This is a genomic window from Paenibacillus sp. MDV22-iso6, from assembly GCF_058408365.1.
On the sequence record NZ_JBZVDZ010000010.1, the window covers coordinates 125189 to 151006 of the forward strand.

Annotated in this window: 25 protein-coding genes; 6 read left to right on the forward strand and 19 right to left on the reverse strand. The window is 47.5% G+C overall.

Features of this window, described 5'->3' with window-relative positions:
• Positions 1–5 precede the first annotated feature (5 nt).
• The 9 genes from pssA to AC4PM4_RS25520 form a co-directional block, all read right to left on the reverse strand.
• Positions 6–551 (reverse strand): CDP-diacylglycerol--serine O-phosphatidyltransferase, encoded by a 546-nt coding sequence (pssA, locus tag AC4PM4_RS25480; RefSeq protein ID WP_063566539.1) that lies wholly within the window; start codon positions 549–551, stop codon positions 6–8.
• Positions 552–571: 20 nt separating this feature from the next.
• Complete coding sequence (locus tag AC4PM4_RS25485) at positions 572–2377, reverse strand: sensor histidine kinase (RefSeq protein WP_491614817.1); 1806 nt, start codon at positions 2375–2377, stop codon at positions 572–574.
• Entirely contained in the window at positions 2326–3006 is a 681-nt protein-coding gene (locus AC4PM4_RS25490; protein ID WP_064640631.1) for a response regulator transcription factor, read from the reverse strand. Before AC4PM4_RS25490 ends, AC4PM4_RS25485 begins: the two co-directional genes overlap by 52 nt.
• Before the next feature lie 243 nt (positions 3007–3249).
• The gene (gene thiD / locus AC4PM4_RS25495; RefSeq protein WP_063567104.1) at positions 3250–4062 is read right to left on the reverse strand and encodes a bifunctional hydroxymethylpyrimidine kinase/phosphomethylpyrimidine kinase; all 813 of its coding nucleotides are present in this window, start codon (positions 4060–4062) and stop codon (positions 3250–3252) included.
• Positions 4063–4166: 104 nt separating this feature from the next.
• On the reverse strand, positions 4167–4865 hold the full coding sequence (locus tag AC4PM4_RS25500) for an ABC transporter permease (RefSeq protein ID WP_063567103.1): 699 nt from the start codon (positions 4863–4865) through the stop codon (positions 4167–4169).
• Positions 4858–5781: an ABC transporter ATP-binding protein gene (locus AC4PM4_RS25505; RefSeq protein WP_072735576.1), complete on the reverse strand. Its 924-nt coding sequence runs from the start codon at positions 5779–5781 to the stop codon at positions 4858–4860. The genes AC4PM4_RS25500 and AC4PM4_RS25505 overlap by 8 nt, the downstream gene beginning before the upstream one ends.
• Positions 5782–5910: 129 nt before the next feature.
• Entirely contained in the window at positions 5911–6843 is a 933-nt protein-coding gene (locus AC4PM4_RS25510; RefSeq protein WP_491614818.1) for a sensor histidine kinase, read from the reverse strand.
• Complete coding sequence (locus AC4PM4_RS25515; RefSeq protein ID WP_400349045.1) at positions 6840–7508, reverse strand: response regulator transcription factor; 669 nt, start codon at positions 7506–7508, stop codon at positions 6840–6842. The genes AC4PM4_RS25510 and AC4PM4_RS25515 overlap by 4 nt, the downstream gene beginning before the upstream one ends.
• 186 nt (positions 7509–7694) lie before the next feature.
• Entirely contained in the window at positions 7695–8537 is an 843-nt protein-coding gene (locus AC4PM4_RS25520; protein ID WP_064640635.1) for a DegV family protein, read from the reverse strand.
• A 305-nt stretch (positions 8538–8842) separates the two neighbouring features.
• Between AC4PM4_RS25520 and AC4PM4_RS25525 the strand changes: the two genes are divergently transcribed.
• The 4 genes from AC4PM4_RS25525 (at position 8843) to AC4PM4_RS25540 (ending at position 12180) form a co-directional block, all read left to right on the forward strand.
• Positions 8843–9619, forward strand: a complete 777-nt coding sequence (locus tag AC4PM4_RS25525; RefSeq protein WP_024631448.1) for an ABC transporter permease — start codon at positions 8843–8845, stop codon at positions 9617–9619.
• Entirely contained in the window at positions 9616–10416 is an 801-nt protein-coding gene (locus AC4PM4_RS25530) for an ABC transporter permease (protein WP_079697123.1), read from the forward strand. The genes AC4PM4_RS25525 and AC4PM4_RS25530 overlap by 4 nt, the downstream gene beginning before the upstream one ends.
• Positions 10417–10438: 22 nt before the next feature.
• Complete coding sequence (locus tag AC4PM4_RS25535) at positions 10439–11407, forward strand: ABC transporter ATP-binding protein (RefSeq protein WP_491614848.1); 969 nt, start codon at positions 10439–10441, stop codon at positions 11405–11407.
• Between the two features lie 95 nt (positions 11408–11502).
• Positions 11503–12180 (forward strand): M14 family metallopeptidase, encoded by a 678-nt coding sequence (locus AC4PM4_RS25540; protein ID WP_491614819.1) that lies wholly within the window; start codon positions 11503–11505, stop codon positions 12178–12180.
• Between the two features lie 114 nt (positions 12181–12294).
• On the opposite strand, the gene AC4PM4_RS25545 is transcribed toward AC4PM4_RS25540, so the two are convergent.
• The 10 genes from AC4PM4_RS25545 to AC4PM4_RS25590 form a co-directional block, all read right to left on the reverse strand.
• Positions 12295–12702 carry a MerR family transcriptional regulator gene (locus AC4PM4_RS25545; RefSeq protein WP_063567097.1) on the reverse strand — a complete coding sequence of 136 codons (408 nt, stop codon included), beginning with the start codon at positions 12700–12702 and terminating at the stop codon, positions 12295–12297.
• A gap of 24 nt (positions 12703–12726) precedes the next feature.
• Positions 12727–14208, reverse strand: coding sequence for an alpha/beta hydrolase family protein (locus AC4PM4_RS25550; RefSeq protein ID WP_491614820.1), 1482 nt, complete (start codon positions 14206–14208; stop codon positions 12727–12729).
• A gap of 202 nt (positions 14209–14410) precedes the next feature.
• Entirely contained in the window at positions 14411–15964 is a 1554-nt protein-coding gene (locus AC4PM4_RS25555; RefSeq protein WP_491614821.1) for a glycoside hydrolase family 32 protein, read from the reverse strand.
• 45 nt (positions 15965–16009) lie between these two features.
• Positions 16010–16837, reverse strand: a complete 828-nt coding sequence (locus AC4PM4_RS25560; RefSeq protein ID WP_079697127.1) for a carbohydrate ABC transporter permease — start codon at positions 16835–16837, stop codon at positions 16010–16012.
• The gene (locus tag AC4PM4_RS25565) at positions 16837–17721 is read right to left on the reverse strand and encodes a carbohydrate ABC transporter permease (RefSeq protein ID WP_079697128.1); all 885 of its coding nucleotides are present in this window, start codon (positions 17719–17721) and stop codon (positions 16837–16839) included. Before AC4PM4_RS25565 ends, AC4PM4_RS25560 begins: the two co-directional genes overlap by 1 nt.
• Positions 17722–17925: 204 nt before the next feature.
• Positions 17926–19245, reverse strand: coding sequence for an ABC transporter substrate-binding protein (locus AC4PM4_RS25570; protein ID WP_491614822.1), 1320 nt, complete (start codon positions 19243–19245; stop codon positions 17926–17928).
• Positions 19246–19452: 207 nt separating this feature from the next.
• Positions 19453–20433 carry a LacI family DNA-binding transcriptional regulator gene (locus AC4PM4_RS25575; RefSeq protein ID WP_079697129.1) on the reverse strand — a complete coding sequence of 327 codons (981 nt, stop codon included), beginning with the start codon at positions 20431–20433 and terminating at the stop codon, positions 19453–19455.
• A gap of 89 nt (positions 20434–20522) precedes the next feature.
• Positions 20523–20966, reverse strand: a complete 444-nt coding sequence (locus AC4PM4_RS25580) for a FixH family protein (protein ID WP_400348949.1) — start codon at positions 20964–20966, stop codon at positions 20523–20525.
• Between the two features lie 17 nt (positions 20967–20983).
• Entirely contained in the window at positions 20984–21436 is a 453-nt protein-coding gene (locus AC4PM4_RS25585; RefSeq protein ID WP_269054181.1) for a disulfide oxidoreductase, read from the reverse strand.
• Positions 21437–21746: 310 nt separating this feature from the next.
• Positions 21747–23375 (reverse strand): copper amine oxidase N-terminal domain-containing protein, encoded by a 1629-nt coding sequence (locus tag AC4PM4_RS25590; protein WP_472977867.1) that lies wholly within the window; start codon positions 23373–23375, stop codon positions 21747–21749.
• 336 nt (positions 23376–23711) lie between these two features.
• On the opposite strand from AC4PM4_RS25590, the gene AC4PM4_RS25595 reads away from it, so the two are divergent.
• Together AC4PM4_RS25595 and AC4PM4_RS25600 are read left to right on the forward strand one after the other, a co-directional pair.
• On the forward strand, positions 23712–23918 hold the full coding sequence (locus tag AC4PM4_RS25595; RefSeq protein ID WP_063567093.1) for a hypothetical protein: 207 nt from the start codon (positions 23712–23714) through the stop codon (positions 23916–23918).
• A 653-nt stretch (positions 23919–24571) separates the two neighbouring features.
• A complete protein-coding gene (locus AC4PM4_RS25600; protein ID WP_491614823.1) occupies positions 24572–25675 on the forward strand; it encodes a stalk domain-containing protein in 1104 nt (367 codons plus the stop codon).
• The last annotated feature ends 143 nt before the right edge of the window (positions 25676–25818 follow it).

A 25818-nucleotide genomic window follows, 5' to 3' on the forward strand; every position in this document is an offset into this window, starting at 1 on the left:
GCTCCTTATTTCGGTTCCACAATATCCTTCTCATGGGGGGCTAGCACTTGTTTTAGAGACGGGAATCGGATTTGGCTAACCATTAGACCGGATAATACGATAATGACAAGATAGGCTACACCATGAGTAAAATAAGGACTCCAGAGCGCGAAAAAGGACATAAGACCGCCTGCAAACGTAATCGGCATACCCACAAAACCATGGCTTGCTGTCTTCTGGCAATTGTAACGGGCAAGACGCAATGCACCACAAACCGGGAATAATGCTGTCAGCGCCATACCCAGTGCACTTACCTCATTCATGGAGTTCAAATATAGGATCAACACGGGTGCGGTCCCGAACGAAACAACATCAGCCAATGAATCCAGCGCTTTGCCGAATTCCCCCTCGCAATGCAGCTTGCGGGCTGCAAACCCGTCGAACAGATCAAAGAACATGGCTACCCAGATCATCGTCACGGCCAGCGCAAACTCACCATGAATAGCCATAATGACAGCTAGCATGCCTGAAGTTAAGTTGCCCAACGTTAGAATGGACGGTAAAGATTTCATAGACTTGACTCCCCTTCGTACTAAGCATTAGGAAAAATAATATAAAAACGGACTCCGTCCGGCGTGTTTTCCACGTCATAACTGCATCCATGCAAATCGAGAATTTGCTTCGCGATGGCCAGGCCAAGCCCGGTCCCCCCCATTTTGCGATTACGCGAGCGTTCCACGCGGTAGAATCTTTCCCAGATGTACTGCCGCTCCGCTTCCGAAATCTGCTCACCCTGATTCTCGATGGAGATTCGAACCTGCCCTTCCGGCCTGCTGATCTCAATCATAATATCGGTCTTAGGAACTGCATGACGTATAGCATTCATCATCATATTGTAGAAGACTTGCTCCAACTTGCTGCGGTCTCCCTCAACGGTCTGCTCTGTGGTGGAGACCAGTACAACCTCCAGTTCCTTTTCCTTCAGTTGTGGACCCAGACGTCCGGCAATATCTTCAATCATATCTCCAAGAGCCACTGCATCGGTGTTCAGCTTAATCGCTTGGGATTCCAACCGTACCAGATCCAGCATCTCTTCGACCATCGTTTCCATTTTGACCGCTTCATCGGCAATGATCTCGATGTAACGCTCACGTTTGCTCTCACTGACTCCATCTTTCAACCCTTCGGAGTACCCTTTGATAATGCTGATAGGCGTTTTGAGCTCATGGGATGCATCGGCAAAAAACTCTCGTTGACGCTGTTCAATCCGCTGCTTCATCTCCATATCGGTACGCATCTGACTGTTCGCCTGCCTTAGTTCTTCCAAAGTCTGACCCAATGTCGTCGACAGCGCGTTGAGACTGTTGGACAGACTGCCAATCTCGTCATTGCGGCGGATGGGCGATTTCACTGTGAAATCAAGGGTGGACATCTTTTTGGCAACATGGTTCAGGGCAAGTAATGGCTTGGTGACAATTCGGGACAGAAGCAGTGAAAGGAACACAATCAGCACAAATGCAGCAATACCAAAATACGCATAAAATAGTTGTGTAGCTTCACTCGCCTCCCTCATCTCCTGCAGGGACGTCAGGGAAAAAATGAGCTGTTGCTGGGGTCCCGAGCTGTGCACCGGAGCAATCGTAAGCACATTTCGTACACCACTCCAGCTATCGGTCCATTCCTCATTAATCATTTTTCCGTTGGCGAGACTGAGCTGGTCTTCCGTAGATAGTGGGAAGCGGCTATCCAGCGCCTGCACGAGCAGACCCTGTCTCTGGCTCCACGTCCCCAGGTTGGGAAGAACAACGTCCTTCAATGTTCCTGACCATTCTTCTACCGGCTCTGTTAACTCCTGAAAATCTTCCGTTCCACTGACCACGGAGCTCTGATCCTTTATCCTGAGTGGATAAACCATAGGATCATTCATTCCACTTGCTGAGCCTGTAACGGTCAATTGCTGACCATACTTCAAGTGTGAAGCAAGCCATCCTGCGTTCTCGCTGTTGATAAACAACGACAGCGATATATTTACCTGCTTGCCATCCTCTTGCAGAAGCACGATGTGGAATGGGTCATTGACCAGCTTACCTGTATTCGTCAGGATGACTAGATGCGACTGATTCTGCCGCATGAATTTCCCGGTTTCCTTGGCCAGCTGCACATCGTTCCAATGTCCAGTGGAATATTGTTGTTCGAATTTCGTCAATTTTTTCTTAATGCTGCTGATCTTCTGATGCTGGTAAAAGTCCGGGAACCAGACGAGTTGGGCGATCACCGTTGTTCCATATAGAAGAAGCAGAAACCCGGCCATGACCAGAAACAGTTTCATCGTTACACCGTTACGTCTCATGCCTCGGCCTCGAATCGATAACCCGTACCGATAACGGTTCGGATACACTTGGCTTCATCCCCAAGTTTGCTGCGAAGCTTTTTGATATGGGTATCCACCACACGCGAATCGCCCTCAAAATCATATCCCCATACCCGATTAAGTATGGCATCACGGGACAGTACAATTCCCTGATTGCGAGTTAAATACAGCAGCAGGTCATATTCTTTGGGAGCAAGCTCCACTTCGATTCCATCCTTCTCAAGCCGCCGCGCCCAGGGATCAATTGTGGCACATCCAAACCGGATCACACTCTGCTCCTTGCTAACGGCACCCTCTACTCGCTTCATTAATGTCTCTGCACGTGCCACCAGTACACGAGGACTGAATGGCTTCGTAACATAATCATCCACGCCGAGCTGGAAGCCATGAATCTTGTCATCATCTTCCGATCGGGCAGTCAGCATTATAATAGGTACGGTCGACTGGGAACGAATATGCCCACATAGGGTCCATCCATCCATTTCCGGCATAAGCACATCCAGAATGACTAGATCTACTTCATGCAGTGCCAGCAATTCCAGCGCCTCTACCCCATGTTCTGCTTCAATAACGTTCCATTGTTCTTTTATGAAATAATCGGCCACAATCTCACGAATGCGGCTTTCGTCTTCCACCAGAAGCACTGTTCTGACCATGGCCGACTCTCCTTTTAGCATTCTGTTGTTAACATAACGATTCCGTGTGTCGTCCGTGTGTCCAGCCATGTTCTGGAATGAACTCCATCTTATATACGATTAATATATACCAAAAGTTACTAAATCCCATACGTTTTTGCACAAAAAAGAAGCCGTCAACGAGCAAACCCCTGCTCATTGACAGCTACTTCCGGCTGAAACCACGTTTTTTCTCCGCGATTACACACTACATGTGCGCACCGCTTAGCGTTGATTCTCCAGTCGGTGTGCTACATGTAACGTTGGGCCAACAAAGCGGTTTAGCGGGAATCCGCCAGCAATCGCTTTGGTCACGAAGGCTTTACCTTCACGAACAGCCTCTTTCACAGTAAGACCGCGCGCCAAACCTGCGGTAATTGCCGCAGATGTGGTGCAGCCTGCACCATGTGTATATCCGGAGCCAACAACATCGGCTTCAAACCATTCGTAGTTCGTTCCGTCATAGAGAAGATCCATTGCTTTACCCGGGTTAATAACGCCTCTGTCCTTGATCAGGACATGTTTCGCCCCATGATCGTGAATGACAGCTGCTGCAGCTTCCATCTGCTCCTTGGAGCGGATCAGTCCACTTTTCGCGAGCTGCGATGCTTCAAACAGATTCGGGGTAACCAGATCAGCACCCGGCAACAGGAATTCGATCATTGCTTCTGTATTCTCAGGTTGCAGCACTTCGTCCGTACCTTTGCAGACCATTACCGGATCGATAACGATCTGTGGCAGTCCGCTCCGGCGGATGTGCTTCGCAACCAATTCAATGATGTCTACAGAACCCAGCATGCCCGTCTTCATTGCATCAAAGCCGATACCATCCAAAACGGTGCGCAGTTGAGCTTCGACTACATTTAATTCTACAGGAAAGACCTGGTGATCCCACGTATCAGGCTCCATAGCCACAACAGTAGTCAGCACAGTCATGCCATACACACCAAGCTCCTGGAAAGTTTTCAAATCTGCTTGAATCCCAGCACCGCCGCTCGTATCCGAACCAGCGATTGTTAATGTTTTTGGAATCGTCATGGTAGTTGCATTCTCCTTCGTCCTTCAGTTGACATTATCCTATCCCTTGTACGAGCAGATGTCAATGGCATGTGAAGCCATACGGAGTATGGTTTCCAAAGGAATCAGTTCACATCTTTTGTCTCCAGACGAATCATGGACAGCGAAGCAATCCACAGTCCGATCGCCCCCAGTGTTAATGGAATGAAGACGATAGAGTTAATTGACACAGAAGGTCCATTAAATCCGGAACACACCACAAGTACAAGCAGAATGGATGATACCAGTGTGGTCGTGACCGAATGTTTGCGCATTCCGAAGAATAGAGGGATCAGAGCCATGGCCGCAGCGGACAAGGAACTAATCGTGTACTTCAGCAGCAGTACCAGTGCATCACTCATCGTCAACGTGTCGGGAATGAAGGAGTAGAATTGGTTTGTGATAACCAGCAAGGCTCCCATCAGCAGATCGGTAAACAAAATCATCATAAAGGTAAAAATAAAGATGATAATCAACTTGGCAGCAATGATTTTCTGGCGCTTGATCGGATAGGTAAACATGACGTTCATCGTTTTATTTCGATACTCACTAATAATCAGTTTCGCTATCAGCGCACCGCCCAAGATGATAAATACGGCTCTGGCGAACGTATCTATTAACATGAAGGAGACATGGTAATCAGCAAAAGTATAATCTTCTGCCCCTTGGTCGGTGAATCCTATCATGATGAGAAACAGGATAAGGACGAGATTGGCGATTCCTGCCGTTCTGAAATTTCGAGCAAACCGATGTTTGCGCAGTTCCAGCTGGATCAGTTTAAGCAACGTCCCCATCCCCTTTCATTAAGCTCATGAAGTGTTCTTCCAATGAATGAGCACGTTTGAAAATGGATTCAATCTCAACGCCATGCCCGATCAGCTTGCCTGTCAATTCCGATGGAGCAATGCCTGGATCATAGATACGTACGGTATGGTCATCGATCATTTTATAATTTTTCAACCCTAGCTGATGTTCCATCACATAGGTCGCTTTACGTGGGTCCAATGTTTGCAGCTCAATGTACTCGCTGTGGCTCCCACGAATGCTGTCCATGGATACTTCTTCAACCAGACGCCCATTTCGAATGACCCCAACGGTGTCTGCAACCTGCTCAATTTCCCCGAGGATATGGCTGGAGATCAACAAGGTAATGCGATACTGGGAGCTGAGACGTTTGAACAAATCGCGCATCTCCTTGATGCCTACGGGATCGAGCCCGTTAATCGGTTCATCCAGAATGAGCAGTTCCGGTGTTGTGATCAGCGCACGAGCGATGCCTAGACGCTGTTTCATCCCCAGAGAAAAGTCACGAACAGGCTTCTTGCCAGTATCCTTGAGACCTACATTTTCAATCATGTCGTTAATGACCTTTTTGTTATGAAACCCCATGTATTCACAATGGAGATCCAGATTTTCCTTGGCGGACAGATTATCGTAGAAAAAAGGATATTCAATGATGCTGCCCATTCGTTTCAGCAATTCATAAGAAGTAGGCGTGAGCTTTTCTCCAAACAATTCAATCTCGCCTACAGTCGGCTTCACGAGGTTGGTGAGCATCTTCATCATCGTCGTTTTCCCCGCACCATTCGGACCAAGAAACCCGTAAATCTCCCCTTGCTTGATACTCATATTGACGTTCGATACAACCTCTGCCCCTGCATACGTCTTAGTCACACCTATGGTCCGCGCAATATAGGTCATGTTCTTTATTCTCCTTTACGTTCGTCCCTGACGAGTTCTTATATCTGTATTGTAAAGAGAAAAGTCTTCTTTTTTATTAATCAAATCTTACAAAAACCTTAAGCTTATCGTGAAAGGTATAAATTGCGCCTAACAAGGTTTCAAAGAAACCGAAAATACAGTTCGTACAAAAGGTACGCTATGCAACTCAATACTTCCACCCATCCGCTCCACTAGCCGCTTCGTAATGGTCAGACCCAGACCACTTCCCTGATAGAGACGATTACGGGAATCCTCCAGCGTATACATACGTTCAAATACACGGCTGTGCTCCTGTTCAGGAATGCCCTTGCCTCGATCCCAGATGCTAAGTGTTACTTGTTCGCCTATTGAATACTCCAGTGAAAGGCCAAGCACCTTGCCATCTGCTCCATATTTCATGGCATTGGTGATCAAATTATCCAGCACACGGTCCAGTGCTTCCTCATTGCCTTTCACAAAGACATCGCTTTCCGGAATGGACAGCTCCACTTGCAGACCTAGATTCGTTAACATGTCATAAAAAGAGATCATCTTCAAGCGACACAATTCGCTTATATTGACCCTGGTCAGAGCAAGCTCGTTATCCCCCGACTCCAGCTTTGCCAGGTCAAAAAAGGAATGAATCAGACGCAGCACCTCCTGCGCTTTATCCTGGATTTTGCCAGTCATGATTACGCGTTCCTGATCGGTTAGGGAAGTGCTATGCAGCAGCGTTTCACTATAACCAAGCACAACCGTAAGCGGCGTCTTCAGATCATGTGAGATATTGGAGAGCATGTTGCGCATCTCCTTCTCCTGATTGGCATAACCCGCCTCAGCCCGATGTGCATGATCCAGCAGCTGATTCATGTCCTTAAGGAGCTGGCTTATCTGGGGGTCACTGTTAAAGACGAGCAGGCGTTCAAATGTGTTCTTATCTATAATAGAGGTCAATTTCTCATGTATGTAAGTTAGATGGGTACTACGTTTATGCAGCCTTACGCTTAATAGAATGACGATAAGAGCCAATATCCCGGTAGAAAAGGCCAAGATCAACGTCACGCCGGGTCCACCTCCAGCTTATAGCCGATACCCCACAATGTTTTAATATACCGGGGGTTGGAGGGGTCAACTTCCAGCTTCTCGCGCAGACGACGCATATGAACATTAATGATATTTTCGTCGCCATAATAATGATCATTCCAGACAGAAGCGTAGATTTGAGCCTTGGTAAATACTTTGCCAGGGTGAGTGATAAACATTTTGAGAATGCCAAATTCCTTGGAAGTAAGCTTTACAGGTATGCCATCACGCTCAACCTCATACGTTTCCGTATCAACCACAAGTCCGCCAATGTGAATGCGCATTGCCTTTGGAGTAGTTTCCGTTGCAGGCTGTGCGGTATAGTTGGCACGACGAATAGCCGCCTTGATCCGAGCTGTCAGCTCGATCAGCGAGAATGGTTTGCTCAAGTAATCATCAGCGCCGAATCCCAGGCCGAGGGCTTTGTCCACCTCTCCGTCCTTAGCAGACAGGATGAGCACTGGCACCAGACTGGTGGCACGGATGGTCTGGAGCACTTCCATCCCATTTTTGTGTGGCAGCATCAGATCGAGAATGACCAAGTCATAGCCTGACGGTGATTGGCTGAATTGACGTTCCGCCTCCAGTCCGTCATATGCATAAGAGACGTCATAGCCCTCTTTTTCCAAATAAGGACCGACCATTTCACTAATTGAGCGATCATCTTCAACAAGCAGCAAGCGATAACTTGACACGAGATTCCCTCCAACTTGAACGTTTTCCTTTATTACCTCACAGTTTGCATCAATTGGCAATGAAATACGAAAAACCCGGCAGATTCGCCACTTCATGTTTCAAAGTGAACCTCCTGCCAGGTCTCATTTACAACCTTATACCGTCTCGCTTCGTATCCAGCACAGTCCAATCGTGCCCGCACCTGCATGAATTCCGACCACAGGGATAAAAGGCATAATTTCCGTCTTCAAGCGGGGAAGCAAATCTGCAATCTGCTGTTTGATTGTAACGGCTTCTTCCTGATTGTTCGCATGCATGATACATACATGCTTCACTTTCCCCATATCCACCTTGAGCACATCCAGCATGCGCTGTTTGGCCCGTTTGAACGTACGAATTTTCTCATTCACAACCACTTTGCCCTCTTCGAATCGAAGCAGCAGATGAATTTTCAACAATTGGCTAAGAATAAGCTGGGTCCCCGACACACGCCCACTGCGGTGTAGATGCTGAAGACTGGCCGGAATGAGGTAAAAGGACATGTTATTAATCATCTGTTCGATGTGAAGTTTGATTTCGGATGCTGTCTGGCCTTGCTTCTGCCATTCCAATCCTTGCAAAATCATCTCCCGCAGCGGATAAGCCCCTGCTCTGGAATCAATGGCGGTAACCGTCACACCTGCGATTTCGGCAGCCTGCATCGATGTGTGCAGCGTACCGCTAAGCGCAGTGGAGCAATGAATGGTAATGATCTCATCGTACTTACCTTTCAACGACTCATACAGTTCTATAAATTCACCAATCGGCGGCTGTGAGCTGCTTGCGCGTGAAGCCCCATCAAGTTTCTCATAGAATAATTCCGACGAGATGTCTTCTGTCTCCCGATAACATTCCTCTCCAAAAACGATCCGAAGAGGTACGATGTACACATGATTCTGCTCAGCAAATAGCGGATCGAGTGTGCTCGTACTGTCCGTGACCCATGCAATTTTACTCATTCCAACCTTCTCTCTTGCCGGATTGTTGAAGCTGTATCCTCAATCGTCAGGCACATGCCCGGCGGATTATTTAAAATTTGAATAGTTCATATTGTAAACGTTTGCGTCTTTGCCCCCCAATTATAAAGGAACGGACAAACCACTGTCTTGTGGCGCATTGTTGAACAGCCTCATTTCTTCCGGTATATGCCAAAAAAATGTCTTGCCTGTGAAGGAATATATTGGTATGCTGTTGTCCTTCTCTCTTTTTCGCCTTGACTGAAGTGAACGGAACCGCCGTTCAACCAACTTATCGGAGGTGTCACATGCTTTATTTCACTCTGGCTTCCAAAGCCTACTCCCGGAACCTGCAATACCGCGGGGCCCACATGGTACATAACCTGGCAAGCGCCATGTTCGGTTACATGTATGCCTGTCTCTGGATTGGCATCGGGGCCGATCATTCTCTCGGAGAATACGGGACACAGGGGATGATCAGTTACATTGCGTTTACGCAATCCTCTCTCTGGATCTCGGGTTTTCTCACCAATGGACTTGGTATTCCACTCACGGTCAGGACAGGGCAGATCGCGCTTGATCTCATGAGGCCGGTTCATCTGTTCACCCACCTGATGGCACGTGAATGGGGGCAGATTGCCTACCAGTTCGTGTACAAAAGCATTCCGATTTACTTGCTCTTCTCCATCGTATTTTCTCTGCAATGGCCCTCAGAAGCTTCAACCCTGCTATTTGCCGCAATTGGTCTTGCCGGCGCATCCTATTTATCCATCTGTATGAATTACATTATTGGCGCCACCGCGATGTGGACTACGGAGTCCTCCTGGCTGCATTGGGGCAATCACGCCATGATGAATCTGCTTGCTGGTTTCTTCATTCCGCTGGAATGGCTGCCAGACTGGCTTGAACGAATTGCCTGGTTATCTCCCTATCCTTTCCTGCTCTATGTCCCGACCCGAATCTATCTGGGTTATGAAAATGGCTCCTTGTTATGGGGAACCTTGATTTGGTGCGTCCTCATGACATTCGTCTGTCTGGCGATCACCCAGGTATTGCGCCGTAAAGTGGAGGTGCAGGGCGGATGAAAACAACTTCCTGGCTCACTTTATATAAAATGCTCATTCGAACAAGCATCCGCAGTCGGATGCAATACAAGTTCAATTTTGTCATGGCCTCCGTTCTGGCCGCATTGATTCAAATCTCCGAGTTTCTGATGGTTGCTCTGGTGCTGCACAAATTCGGAGCCATTAAAGGCTGGTCCCTTCATGAAATTGGTTACCTCTTCGCGATCATGACCCTATCCAAGACACTGTATCGAACGTTTGGCAACGAAGTGCATCATCTGGAAAAGTATCTGGTCGGCGGCGAACTCGATCAACTGTTAACCCGTCCGATGCCCGTGTTGCTGGCCTTACTGCCACAAAATTTCCGGATCATGGCTGGTGAAGTGTTACAAGGCGGTTTTATTCTCTGTTGGTCTCTGGCAGGCATGATGCATAGCGGACAGATCAGCTGGACTGTCATCCCCTTCTCACTGCTCGTCATCTTGACCGGTGCCATCATTCTTTTTTCGATTGGGCTTGCCACGGCAACGCTTGGATTCTGGACCACACGCATTGAGGAATTGCAGACGATCACCGAGGATGCGGCGCGTACGGCTGCCCAATATCCGCTGACGTTGTATCCCAAATGGATGTCTGGCATTCTGCTGACCGTAATCCCGGTGGGTTTCGTTAACTATGTTCCGTCACTTTATTTGCTTCGCGGCGAACTAGGTGCGTGGGTTCTTGGTGCCATTATTGTTGTAGCCTTCCTGAGTCTGGCCGCAAGTCTGCGTTTCTGGAAATTCGGTTTAACCAAATATCAAAGTACAGGTAGCTAAGGAGGAGAATATCGTCATGACTATGATTACAGCGCGGCATCTGCAAAAGGAATTCAAAACCCCTGTGGTTCGCGAGGGCCGGTTCTCCGGGCTTCGCACCTTGTTTTCACGTGAGTATCTGTCCAAGGAAGCGGTTCGAGACATTAGCTTTGATATTGGCAAAGGAGAATTTGTTGGATATATCGGCCCCAATGGGGCTGGCAAATCCACCACGATCAAAATGCTGACGGGCATCCTTCATCCGACCTCGGGTGAGGTGTTGCTCGGTGGTATGAATCCACACCAGGAAAGACGCCGCACGGTTGGACGTCTCGGTGTTGTGTTCGGACAGCGCAGCCAGCTCTGGTGGGACCTGCCCGTGAAGGATTCGTATGATATTCTGGCCGAGATGTACGGAGTTCGTGCGGAGGACAAAACGAAACGATTAGCCCAGTTCGCCGAGCTGCTGGATCTGGAATCGTTCTGGGCTACGCCTGTCCGCAAGCTCTCGCTTGGACAGCGGATGCGTGCCGATCTGGCAGCTTCCATGCTGCATGACCCGGAACTGCTTTTTCTCGATGAACCGACGATTGGATTGGATGTGAACGCAAAGCGGAACATTCGTCAATTTCTTCGTACATTAAATGAAGAGTTTGGCAAAACGATTTTGCTGACCACCCATGACATGGACGACATTGAGCAGCTATGCAGTCGGGTGATGGTGATCAATCACGGTCAACTTACGTATGACGGTTCCATCCCCTCTCTGCGGGACACCATCGGTCTGCCAACGATTATTCGAGTTACGTATCGCGGTTCGTATCATATCCCGGATGTTATATCATCCGGGATTCAGATCACAGGGGCAGAGGGCCAGATCGTCAATGTCGAGGTAAATCGAAAAGAGTGGAGCACAATGGACATTCTGAAACAGCTCGAACAATGGGGCGAGATTGAGGATGTCGAGATGAAAGAACCGGATTTCGAGGATATTATTCATCGAGTGTACTGACTGGCCTATTTTATTCAGAACTGGATGAAGGCCTGTTCAAATGCCGTTACATACGGGAAGGACATAACGTACTGTAATAGCGGAGGTGATGTGTCATGCTTGTTACCAAACACACACTTGCTGCATCCTGTGCACACGCCACTCCCTATTACCTCGTTCGAGGCACGAAGCCAGGACCCGTTATCATGATTACATCGGGAGTTCACGGAAATGAAACCGCGAGCATGGCCGCTGCGCAGAAGCTGGCTAATGACTGCATGGCAGGGCGTCGACACGTGGCTCGTGGACTCCTCATTATTATTCCACGAGTGAATCAGAAGGCTTATCGAAACAAAAGCCGAGGAAAACCTGATTTAAATCGCACCTTCCCGCGGCATATTTCTGGCAAAGCCAAACATCCGCTTGCTTCCGCTGTCTTTCGGCTTGCTCGTCAATATGGACCTACCTGGTGGCTGGACCTGCATGAAGCCAATGGATTATCCCAACGCAGCTCACGGGTACTAGGACAAACTCTGATTACCAATCCGGGCAGCAAGGCTGTTCCGTTATGCAAACGAATTATAGGGCGAATGAATCGGTCGATTCCCATTCGTGACAGGCACTTCAATCTGAAGCAACACGAGTTGCCCGGTTCAGCACGAACAGCCGCAGCTCGCCTGCTTCAAGCCCGCTCGGTTACCGTGGAGACCTGCTGGAGTCTGAACCGATCAGACCGGATCAAGTATCAGACAGAAATTGTGGACCATTTCCTGCGCGAAGCAGGCCTGTTTTAAATTGCTTGAATCGTTATGCAGAGCCGGAAACATAAAAGACACCTTCAAAGATATCTCTCACGCCAAACGCGTCAGGGATGATCTATGAAGGTGTTTATTGATTAAAGGGTTATCTTATGAATTGCCATCTTCCTTGTTGATCCGGAAAGATTCAATGTAATTGTGAATATCATGCTCTGGCGTCAGGAGCAACCCGGCAAGAAGTGTCTGCATCTGCTGCAGGTTATCGATATGCGACTGAATCTCTTCAATTCGGTCACGTACAAGTGTTTTAAGTGCTTCACTCTCCATGTCCTCTTGACTAAGCAGCTGTAACGTATCCTGTATTTCTTTTAAAGAATAACCCAGCGATTGAGCATCCTTAATGAATTTGACCTTAACCAGATAATCCTCGGTATACACACGATATCCGTTGGACGAACGACGGGGAGCAGGCAGAATTCCACTGTCCTCGTAATACCGGAGCGTTGCCATGCTCACACCCGTACGTTTGGCTAACTCTCCTCTTGTCATGGTTTTCATGCTACTCCTCCATCCATCTCCGCGTTATTCCGCCTGGTTGCTCCGCAACTTGGTATACTTGTTATCATAAGTAGCCTCGGGAAAACGGTCTGACGACCCTTCCAGCAAAGGCTGCTGCTCTTCTCCCTTCAAGTAACGGTCAAAGAAGGCCAATGTATATGATCTTGTAATGTCCACATTATGCTCTGGTGTTATGCCTTTGGCAAACAGTTTAGGTGAAATTAACGGAATATCCGTGAAACTCTGATGGAAGAAATGATCCACGGTCAAGTAATACGTGTCATTGAGACTGCTTGTCATCACCCGATCCAAATCCGTTTCAAACTCGGGATAAAACACTTTATCCTTGGCAGTGGCGTTCGGGTCAAAACTTTTGGCTGTTCCACCTGACATGATATACATAAACGGCTGTTTCAAGGCTGTAGTGGATACGCTCCCCCAGAATCCGCCTTCCAAACTGAGTCCTGCTTTGAAACGGCTATCCTGCGCTAGTGCTTCCGCTGTTGTCGCACCACCATAAGAGTGACCAAAGATACCGACATGATCCAGATCAAGCTTGCCTTCGAGCAGTTGATTCGGATCATGTTTATTCCACTGGGTGAGCGTATCCAGTACAAAGCTTGCGTCAGCTGCACGAATGCCAACACCTTCTATATTATGTTGATACACTTCCTCTGACGTTAGATCTTCAGGATCCGGCTCATAAGAAGCAACATGTCCATCCGGGAATGTCACTTGAGCTGAGGTATACGGATGGTCGATCCCAACAACAATGTAGCCGTGGCTTACCAGTTCCTCAATCGCGGTCATACTTTGAAAGCGTGCAGAGCGTATTCCAGGTGAAAACAGCAATACTGGATACTTGCTCTGTGCGGCAGACACCTCAGCGCCTTTGACCACATGCGTGGGAATCGTATCAAGATAACTGAACACCACCGGTGGAATGCCAAATACGAGACTGATCGCCTCTCCCAACTCGGCAGGATAATGCTCTAGCGGTAATCCTTTGGCTGTTTCCTGATCTACAGGATACCAGACATTAATCATAAGTTCTCGCTTATCACCCGCTTCAGCCGTCTTGGTCTCTTCCCGAGATTCATCCGTTAACTGCTGCGAATAGGTGCCTATGGCGAATGAACCTGTCGGTTCAGGCATCGTGAATGCAGGGAAAAGCGACGTTAGCACCATTGAACCTGCACTGAGAGCCAGCACCAGAATAGATGCCAAAATGGTTTTGAACCACGAACGACGTTTCGGTTTTTGTATGTTCTGCATATTGCGTCCGGACTTCCACAGTTGAATCGCCAATACAATCAGTAAAACAAGGGCTACGATATAGGTGGGCAACAGCTGCACACGAAAACGATCGATTACCCCATGCAATAGAATAACCAGTGCCAATGCCGACAACGTACCCACTTTCACTGCCCGACGTTTGGGAGCCATCAATATGACTACTGCGCTAATAACCGTCACAATGACCAAAATCCATTCCAAAATTCTCATCGATCTTACCTCCAACATGTTGTAATACAACAAGGATAAACCTTGAAGTATACTTCAAGGTCAAGGTATATTTTGATCTGAATTTCGATAAGTTAAACATTTTCGTTCAAATCAAAAAGAACTGTTTGGGATCGAATACGTCCACTTTAACAGTTCTTTTTAACACAATTTAAGCAAGCATCTCTACAGAGGTCGAAAAATGCTATACCTTCAGATCCCACTTGCGAACTTCAGTCAAGGTACACTCTCCTGAGGAAAACGCTGTGATCCCGGTGGATTCCGGCCCAGGATAAATACGAGCTGTCATAACCTTCTCTCCACCTTGAATAAATACTTCAACCGACGAGACGTCCACAAAAATTCGCAGTTCCAGTCTACCGTTATGCAGCTGCACTTCAGCAGCACGTTCACCTCCGGGCCCGGCTCCTGCATGATCCCGATTAAGACGGAGTCTGCCCTGCTGCACCTCATAGGCGATGACCGTCTCCTCTCCCTCGCCGGTACGCAGCTTCAGTCCGAATTGCTCTGCCTGACCTGCTTCAAAGACGGCAAACAGTTCGTATCGATCTCCTTCCATCCCCAAGTCCCGTGTGCCGTCCAAGCGGATGTCATGTTGTTCAACCTCATCCGAACGATATTGCTCCAGCTCCGGGACTGGCAGGAAGAACAATCGCTCCCCCTTTAGAACGATCTGGCGCGGCAACGTCATCGCCCCTGCCCAGTGGTGACCCTGTTGGGTTGGGATATCCGTCTCCCATGTCTCCATCCATGCTACCATGATGCGACGTCCTTGCTCATCATCCGTTGTCTGCGGCGCATAAAAATCAAACCCATAATCCAGCGGATGATATTGCTCATATTCCAGTACGCCCCGCGATTCATCCAGTGCGCCAATCATGTAAACGGTAGAGTGCAAATTACGATAGTTGTCCATCTGGGCTGGCATTCGCTGCGGAGACATGATCAGAATATCCCGGCCGCCGAGAGAAAACAAATCCGGACATTCCCAGTTGTCCCCGAGTGTGCCATCACTTTGAGCAAGTATATTGACATAGCTCCACTGCTGCAGATTGGTCGAACGATACAGAAGGATTAAGCCACCGCCTTCCGTATCATTGGAACCCAATACACAATAGAATGTCCCATTTCGTTCAAACACCTTTGGATCACGGAAGTCCTTCGGACTCGTGTGTTCCGGAATCTGATCCAGACGGATGACCGGATTCAAGGCGCTTTTGACAAACTCCACCCCATTGCCCGATACAGCAATATTCTGCGTCTGTCGGTAATCATTATCCTTGTCCGGTCCCGTCACGACATGTCCCGTGTACATGAGCAGCAGCTTGCCATCCTGAACGATGGCACTGCCAGAGAAACATCCTCCGCTGTCATAGCTTTGATCCGGTGCGAGCGCAACCGGAAGATACGACCATTTGATCAGATCATGACTGACGGCATGACCCCAGTGCATAGGTCCCCATACCGGGGCATAGGGATAATGCTGATAGAACATATGGTACATTCCGTTGTAGTATACAAAACCGTTCGGATCGTTCATCCAGCCTACTTCAGGCATCAAATGATACGCTAGGCGATAGGTTGGATTCACCTGTTGCCGATTTTCCCTGATGTAAGCATCAGCCCGGTCAAGTGTATAGCTTTCCTGCGTCTGATGCTGTGTATCCGGCAGTGGGTTATCTGACTTGTGTTTGAGGTCTGTTTCTGGTTCCTGTTTTACGTCCAGTTCCTGATTCATATGTCTATCACTCCTGTCTCTCTACTGCAATTTTCCTCAAGCCGATTATTTGATGGACCCTTGCATCACACCCTGAATGATATACTTTTGCGCGAACAGATACACCACCAGCACAGGCAGCAGCGTCAGCACGAGACCAGCCATCAATGGGCCGTAATCGACCGTATAGGTCCCATAGAAATAAAAGGTGGATAACGGGAGCGTACGCTGCTCGGAAGAAGTCAGTACCAGAGAAGGAAGCAAGAAATCGTTCCAGATCCACAGGACGTTCAACACGGCAATCGTAACACTTGTGGGCAGCAGCACCGGCAATACGATGCGAAAGAAGGTCTGCACTCTGCCGCAGCCGTCCATTAATGCTGCTTCTTCCAACTCCAGCGGGATGCTCTTGATAAAGCCATGATAGATGAAAACAGCGAGTGGACTGCCAAAGCCGATGTACATATATATGAGCGACCATTTGTTATCCAGCAGACCGAGTGAACCGTATATTTTCACCAATGGAATCATAATGGCTTGAAAAGGAATAATCATGGCCGCTACCATCAGGAAAAAAAGATATTGGTTCAGCTTGCTGTTATGCCGTACAAAATAATGAGCCGTCATCGCTGCGAGCAGGGCGATCAGCAGTACACCTGCCACTGTAATCAGCAACGAATTCCCGAATGCTGACATATATCCCATTTTATCAAAGGCGCTAACGTAGTTATCCCATTGAAAGGACGCTGGAAGACCCAGTGGGTCCGATGTAATGGCTTGATTGGCCTTGAATGAATTCGTGATTAGCAGCAGAAACGGAAAAATGAACAACACCAGCGCTACCATTAATGAAAGCAGCTTAGCCCAGCCAAAAATACGAGATTGTCCAGCCATTATGCCTCCACCTCCAGTTTTTTGCTGAAATAAACCTGGAGCAGTGTAATGGTGGCAACCAGGATGAACAGGACAAACGCCTCTGCTTGGCCAAGCCCGTAATCACGAGCCAGAAAGGCCTGTTCATACACATGCATCGAAACCATCTCCGTGCTTTTGAACGGTCCGCCGCTGGTTAGGGAGACGTTGAGGTCATAGACCATAAAGCCCCGCTGGAGTGACAGGAACACGCACACGATAAACGAAGGCACCATCAGCGGCAATACGATCCGTGCGAGCATCTTGCGGTTGCTTGCCCCATCAATACTGGCCGCCTCCATCACATCCTTGGGCACATTCATCAGCCCTGCAATATAGATGACCATCATATACCCGGCATATTGCCAAACGGTAACGACGATCAGGGCCCAGAAGGCCTTGTCGGGGTCCGACAGCCAGGAGGCTGCGAACAACGGGATGTTCATTTTCTGTCCGGCAAATACTAGCACCTGATTAAAAATAAACTGCCATATAAAGCCGAGCACAATTCCACCGACGAGATTAGGCAGAAAGAAGCCCGCCCGGAACCAGCCCTGCGCCTTTATGCCCCGTGTTACCGCGTAGGCAAGCAGGAATGCAACCGCATTCGTTAGTACTACCGTAATAAATACGTATTCCAGCGTCATCCCGAATGATGTCCAGAACACGGTGTCCTTGAACACGCCGATATAGTTGTCCCAACCCACAAGACTTTGCTCCACAGCAATGCCATCCCAGTTTGTAAACGTCAAATAGATGCCGTATAAAAACGGAATAATCATGACGGTAGCGAACGCAAAAAGCGTCGGTCCGGTAAAAATCAGTCGGGTACGCAGACGGGTCCATAATCCTTTTTCGGTCAGCATTGTCATCCTCCACTCTGTCCAACTGTATTGACTGCCGGTTGGCCGGAGACGGGAATGGCAGTTCGAAAATCCTCATCGCCCCACCCTCTTGTCCCCGGCATACCGTCCATTGTCTGTATGCAACACCAGAAGCGCGGAGGGCAGCAGGCAAGGAATGTTCCTCGCCTGTGCCCTGAGCTACTCTGGTTTATTTTGACGTTGGATTTATTTCACCTTGGTCCAATAGTCTTGAACTTCCTTGGCAAGTCCTTTGCGGTCAATTACATCAGCCAAATATTTCTGCATGGAAGCACCCAGTTTGGACCAATGGTCGGCTGGAAGTGTGCTCATCGATTCCTCGATTTTACCTGCCTTAATGTAATCCCCAATCGACTTGCCGAGCGGATCAGCCGGTTCAAGAGTGATATTGCTGAATGCCGGAATGATGGTCGCCTGATTCACCAGGAAATCCTGTCCTTTGGCCTCATAGACAATCCAGTCCAGAAATTTCTTCGCTGCTTCCTGCTGCGCTGGTGTGCTCTTTTCCTTGTCGATCAGAATACGTTTGGATACGGCAGCGGAAATTTGGGTGTTGCCAAAATCATCCGGATTGTCGCTCACAGGAACCGGCAGGAAGCCGTATTTTCCATCCGCTGTATCAAAGCTGTGAATTTGCGGCCAAGCCCAGTTCCCCTGGAACCAGATGCCCACCTCCCCTTTTCCCAGCACTTCGGGTCCACGCTCATACGTCCCGGACAAAGGGGACGCTTTGTCGATGTTATAGGTCTTCATCAGATCAAACGTATCCATCAGACCATTGAAGACGGTGTTGGAAGCCAAATCAACCTTGCCTTCCTTGAGATCACTAATAAATTGATCGACCTTCGTACGATCCGGAGACTGTCCACCATAGGCAAGCCCAAGGTAGTGGGCGCCGAGCGACCAGTCCATCGGAGAGACAATCAAAGGCGATTTTCCTGTGGCTGCAACCTTCTGGAATAGTTCTTCAAGCTGAGCAGTAGTCTGTACGGATTCAGGATCAAATATGCCACCTACAGCCTGATCCAGCACCTGCTGATTGTAGATGAAACCGTATCCCTCAATGGAGAAAGGAAATGCATAATTTTTGCCATCAAATGTGGTAGCCGATGTGCTATTCTCGACGGCATCCTTCATCCACTTCTCTGAAGTGAGGTCCAGAACGCGATCCTTGAATTTCTCAACATCCCCTGTATCCAGCATCATCATCGTTGTCGGGTTACCGGATGCATACAGCGCAGACGCTTTCTCAAATGGGGATTGACCGTTGCCTACAGGCACAATCTCCAGCGTAATACCGGGATTCTCGGCCTGAAAATCCTTGGCTGCCTGTTCCAGCTGAGTGTTAATCTCCGCTTTGGAATTCAGAAGCGTGATTTTGACGTCACCGTCCGATGAGGATGATCCCGAGCCTGTTTCTGTCTTCGCACCGCCACATGCGGATAACATAACAACCATAATTAAAGATAATACCGATAATTTCATCCATTTCTGCTCTCTTTTCATCTGTCATGGCCCCCGTTCATTAATATAAAAGGAAACGCTTACAAATCAGATTATAATGTCAAAGGTTTGACATGTCAATCGTTTGACATAAAAAATAAACTAGTTTTTCTCCCCCTATTTATACCATCTTATATTACGTATTTTGGAAGAAGCACAATGATCATTACAGTGTATAGAAAAATAGAAGCATGCAAAAAACGACCTTGTTCAGGTCGTCTCTCTCTCCACCAGTGTGACTGGTAAAATATGCTCCATCCCGATTTCCTCCTCAGCGATCTGGCTTCGGATCAATTCGACGGCAAGCTCAGCCATGGCCTCCATTGGCTGTCTTATGGTTGTAATGCCTGGCATCGCATACCCCGCCGCCTGGATGTCGTCATAACCGACAATTGCGATATCCTCGGGCACTTTGCGGCCATGAAGCACGATCTGTTTCAAGGCATGAATGGCCATCAAATCACTGGTTACGAACAGTCCATCCACTTCGGGATGCTGAGCAAGCAGTTTTCCGACCAACTCGGTGTACTGATGCTGACTGAACACATTCAAATCGGTTTCATGGATTATGACCGGCTTGATTCCATGTGCCTCCAATGTATCCGTAAAGCCTGTCGTTCTGCGATTAGACAGCATCTGCAGTTCCAGATTGCCGCAGATATGCGCCACGTGCCGTCTGCCCTTCGCGAGCAGCAATTCGGCCGCCATAACTCCGCCCTGATAATTATCGGATGAAATAAATGGGATATCGGCACCAATCTGCCGGTCCAATGTAACGATGGGAGAATGCAGATTCATATACTCATCCACTTCGAGCGTATGACTCCCCATAATAATTCCGTCGACCCGGTTACCCTTGAGCATTTCCACATACTCTCGCTCTTTGGAAGGGTCCATGTGTGAGTTGCACAGCATCATTTTCAACCCGTTCCGGTATGCATGATACTCGATATAATTTGCCAGTTCACCAAAAAACGGATGTGACACATCAGGAATAATCAAGCCGATGACGTTGGACTGCTTGCGCAGCAGAGAACGGGCAATTTCATTGGGACGATAATTCAGTTCGTTCATGGTCTGATACACTTTATCCCGGGTCTTCTGACTGATGTAACCCCGATTGTTCAATACACGCGAGACGGTAGTTACGGAAACGCCTGCTTTGAGTGCAACATCATGAATTGTTGCCATAACAACCTCTTTTCCTACAACATTCTTCATATCTTAATGATTATATACGTATTTCCAGTTCGGAACCAATCCCCCCGACCGCCTACTCTTTACTCCGCCTGGATCTTCGCTCTGGGCATACTGTGCATGGCCCCATGTGTCACATGGACCTGAACCACATACGTACCTGCCTGCTCAAATGTATACTGCACCTCATACAGACCATCCTCAACCTCGCTTGCCTTCAAGGCGCCTTGTTTCTCCAGCTTATCCTCTGTCATCATTCCTAGTTCAGGCGAGACTGCTGGGGCATCCTCAAGCTCATTCCAGATCTGGAATTGAATTTGATCTGCATTGCTTACCGGTACATCACCCTGAGTGAGCTTCACCTGCAAGGTAACGGGCTTATCGAGAGGAGCATCGTCAGGGACCACAAGCTGTACTTTGATCATCTCCGGCATCTCACCAGACTGGGACTGCTCCTCATAGGAGCATCCCGCAGTCAGGAGGATCAGAATGATGAAGGGCATGAACCAACGGACTTGTCCGCTCATCAATCATCTGTCCTTTCTTATGAAGAAGATTTTGATGTTTTGCCAATTCCCCACAGCATAACAATAATGATGATAAATGCGATCAGTGCAAGTAACGGAATTGTGATAAAACCAAACCAGTTCAAGTAATCGGTATAACACGGAATTTGTCCGCATGCCACTGAACTGCCCGTAGCCGAGTAAATACGCTGAATCGTTACATGGTATAACGAGATTCCGCCTCCAATGAAACTAAGGGGAAGAACATACTTGGTAATTCCCGCGTCATCCTTGAAGTAGGCAATGCCAAGTAAAATCGTTAACGGATACATGAAGATCCGTTGGAACCAGCACAGATCACAGGGGATGTATCCCTTAATCTCACTAAAATAAAGGCTGCCTCCAGTCGCAATGACTGATACGGCCCAGGCAATAAACAGACGGGTATCAATATGTTTTGCCCGTCGCTCAGGCTTTGAAGCTGTGTCCATCCGCTTGAACCCCCTTTTCTTGTTTGATCATACCGAAAAATAATACAACATACATGACTCCAACGGGCTAGTGAATCCGATTATGTACAGTCCACCACCGTACCGTGATCAATTATACGTTACGGCGAGGTTGCTGACTCCCTCGATTATACCAAATTTTTGAATATTTTGATGTGGCCTTTTTGCGTCCATGTGATGCAGATTGGATTGCAGGTTCACCAAGTAAGATGAAGGTAAAGGCGCTGAAATGAAAACGAAAAAAGCTGCCGTATGGGGCAGCTTTTTTCGTTCTTCTTTTTATAAATAGTGATTACATGGATTTAGTCAGTGTGATGGAGCCATCTTTTTGCGCCCATTTTACATCCCAGCCAAGAAGCTCAGCGATGAAACGCAGTGGCACTTGTGTACGTCCATCTTTGTTAACAAAGACTGTTGCGCCCACATTTTTCTTCATGCCGTTCACTTCCATAACATTGTTGTTCACCCAGAACTTCAGTGTATCATTGCCAGCCATTACAGTTACTTGTTGTGCTTTTTTATCCCATTTCACGGTTGCACCAATTCCTTCGCTCAAGAAGCGCAATGGAATGTAGGTTGTGTTTTTCCAGAGCATTGGCGTGGTGTCCATGTTGGTTGTTTTGTCATTGATTTTCAGCGTTTTGCTGTTCAGCTGCATCCATACAGTTGTTGTCTCTGTTTCAGGCATTGTCGGTGTAGTGGGTTGCTCTTGGAATTTATCATTGAATTGCGTGACAATTGCATTACCCAAGGCTTGACCTACACCAAACATAACTTTGAATCCTTCACGGTTGGTCGTGTACGAACCTCCGTAGTTAGCCGCAGCGTATTGATCCAATACTTGTTGTACTTGCTTCTCATGTGTAGTCAATGCTTGCTGTCCGGCAGCTTTTGGCAAGTTACCCGCTGTTGCGGAATCCAGGAATGTCGCGAACTCCGTTGTGAATCCGTCAATACGTTTCTCGACAGCTGCACGAGCGGTTGCATCATTGTTTTTAACGGCTGTTACATAGTCGCTTTGTGCATTCACGTGGTTGGTTACCCAAATTTTCTCGAACGCATTGGCACCGTCATTACCGTAAATGGAAGCGATCGCTGCTTTGAAATCCGCTGTGTTTCCAGCTTCAGCTGTAACCAGTGCATTGGATGCTGCTGTGCGGCCATCATATTGTTCTTGCATCTGCAGAGCCGACAGAGCGAAGTGCTCGGAAGCCAAGTGGTTCAGTGCAGATCTCAGATCAGCTGCTGGTGTGTCCGCTTTGCTATTCTCGAATTTCTCAGGCATTTGTGTTGTGATTGCTGTGGAAAGTGCTTTACTCACGTCGAACATTTCTTTGAAACCTTCACGGTAAGCTTTGTATGCATCTGTATAGTCACCTGCTACATATTCATCAAATACTTTTTGCACGAGATCTTCATGTACTTTCAAAGCATTTTTAGCTGCCGCTTTTGGCAATTTGCCTTCCGTTGCGGTGCTGAGGAATGTAGAGAATTCTTCTACAAAACCGTTAATATTATTCTGTGCCTGTTTGATTCCAGCCTGGTTACCCATCTTAGTTGCTTTCACAAGATCATCTGTATATTTGTTATGAGCGCGGAAGATACGTTCGAATTCTTTGGCTCCTGCATCACCGTAAAGGGAAGCGATTGCCGGCTGCATATCCAATGCATTTTGGTCGAGTGCTTTATAAGCTGCGTCTGCATCTTTTGTTCCGTCATATGCCTTCGCCATTGCGGTTACTGCGAGTGCAAAGTGTTCGGATAACAGGTGATCCAGGCTCGCTCTCAGGTCAGCAGCAGGTGTATTGACACTTGCCTTCATTGTAGTCATCGGTGTCTGTGGTGCTGCAGCAGCCCCGGCGATTCCTGGCATCAATAACGTCAAGCTCAGCATCGGTGCGATAAATTTCTTCATTTTCATTTTCATTACGTGTTCACTCCTCGGTTAGTTTTGTTTATCCTTTGTTTCCTCGTCGTCGTCTTCATAGGGTGTAACGCAGGGTTCTTCAATCTGGATCACCTCTCTGGGCAAAAAAAATTGCAGCCTCCGCTTAGGAAAGCCGCAAATGCGCGCCACAACAAGGTTTATCTCAAATTTAAAATTTTAAAATTACAGTGATTCGCTCCATTTAGCACTGCATACATACTGTAAGAGAAGGACTTTATTTTCCTTAATTTATCAATAAAAACTTACATCCAAGGTAAACTTGAAGTACAATGAAAAGAACGATTGATTTCAATGAAGGAGGTTCATCGCATGACATTGCTGCCCTATATTTTAATTATTGGCATTGCCCTGTTCGGTGGAATTGCTACCATGATCATCGGGAATTCGAAAGCGAATCAGACCAGCAACCCCGAATATGATCGCAGGACCAAGCAAAATCTGAGCAAACTTACTTATGTATACGTTGGTGCCATCGTTCTCGGCATAGGCGGTTTCGTCCTGTATTTAGTGAACTGAATAGCGCTTACTCTCAGCAAAGTACATGTCTGAACTTTTCGAGTAATTTTAAAATTTCGGTGTACATATGGGATGGTTTGGCGAACCATTCCCCTCTCTCTTATGATGGCCAAGAGTCCACGTATCACCCACAAATGCTTTTGTTCATAAAGACTTTTCCTGCTGAAAAACTTACCTTCCTGCGTGTATCCCTGCTCAAAATCATCTACATTCTCTCCCACTTCTCTCTCCTTGCTTCTCCAACATCTATAATGTGAATGCTCTCCTCTGTAAATAACAAATTCCAAATGCCAAGATCCTTACACATGTTTACAAGTTGGAGATAATTCAGAATTATTCTGGATATGTTCAGCGGGTAATATAAGGCCATAAGGACAGCAAGCCATATTTATAAAAAACACAATATATAAGTTGAATCTGACTTTCACACCATAACGGAGAGGGCAGAACCAATCTGAAGAAGCGTAGCTAAAAGCTTTCTGTAAGAAAGCTTCTTCGGAAGCATAGGCTTCGCCTTTATCCCCGGATTTCCCCTTATAAAAGGATTCAAGAAAATCTGGGGGTAAGAGCGATCGGAAGTTGGTACTGCACTAGGAGTGGTAAGGTGTAAATCCCCCAATTCAACTTATATAAACTAAAGGAGAGTTATACACATGAAGAAAAACTTCAAGAAATCCGCAGCAACGATGATGGTACTGGGCATGACATTAACAGGAGCAACGGGCGTATTCGCAGGAACACAACTGGAGAAAATCTCGGCATATCTCAATCATGGGATCAGCTTCAATGTAGACGGTGCGGCATACTCACCAACGGATGGCAATGGCAAGAAACTCGCTCCAATCACTTACAACAATTCAACTTATCTGCCTGTACGTGCCATTGCTGATGCGCTGCATGTACCTGTATCGTATGACGGTAAAAAAGGACAGGTGATCATCGGCGAAGCTACAAGCAATCCTTCTACATTGAGCAATGTGAGCTATAGCGCAGCGCAAAAAGAAGCCATTCAAAAGGCGTTTGCACAGTTCGACGGCTTCGAGACAGCATACGCTCCTCAACAGATGATTGCAGGTGATACGTTCAAAAGTGTAGGTGCTGGCGGCGATGGAGTAAGCTTTACTTTTAATCATATGAAAGTGGATGTGTCTCCAAGAGACTATTCGGACGGTTACAATAGTAAAGACGTAAAACTGTCCAATGGTGTCACAGCCAAATGGTACACACCCGATCAAACGGGTATGCTCACGTTCAAACTGGATGATCGTTATGTCACAATAAGCTCACCTGACCATAAGCTGTCTCAGGCTCAGTTGCAGCAAGTGGCTGTATCTGTGCAAAAGGTTCAAGGCAATGATCAGGGCATTACGGGCTTCGCTGATGTGAAATATACCCAAGAACAGTCAGCCGCCATCCGCAAAGCCTTTGCGAAATTCCAAGGATTCGAGACTGCTTACGCACCACAACACATGATTGCCGGAGATTCATTCAAAAACGTAGCTGCTGGCGGCGATGGTGTAAACTTTGTCTTCAATCACATGAATGTCACTGTGTCGCCTAAAGACTATTCCTTCAGCTATGACGGCAAAAATGTTAAACTGCCAAACGGTGTTACCGCCAAATGGTACACACCGGATCAAACCGACATGCTGACATTCAAACTGGATGATCGCTATGTAACCCTTAGCTCGGCAAATAATGCATTGACTCATACACAGCTGGAGCAAATGGCTGTATCTGTGCAAAAAGTGAAATAAAGGCTAATTATTAGAAAATCAACTAACATAAAAATAAATATTTATATCAAGACACATTGAAGTTCTCTATAAACAAGTGAGACTTCGATGTGTTTTTTTCTGATGTAAAAATCATCTGTACTGTAAAATCCACCTTCTCAAGA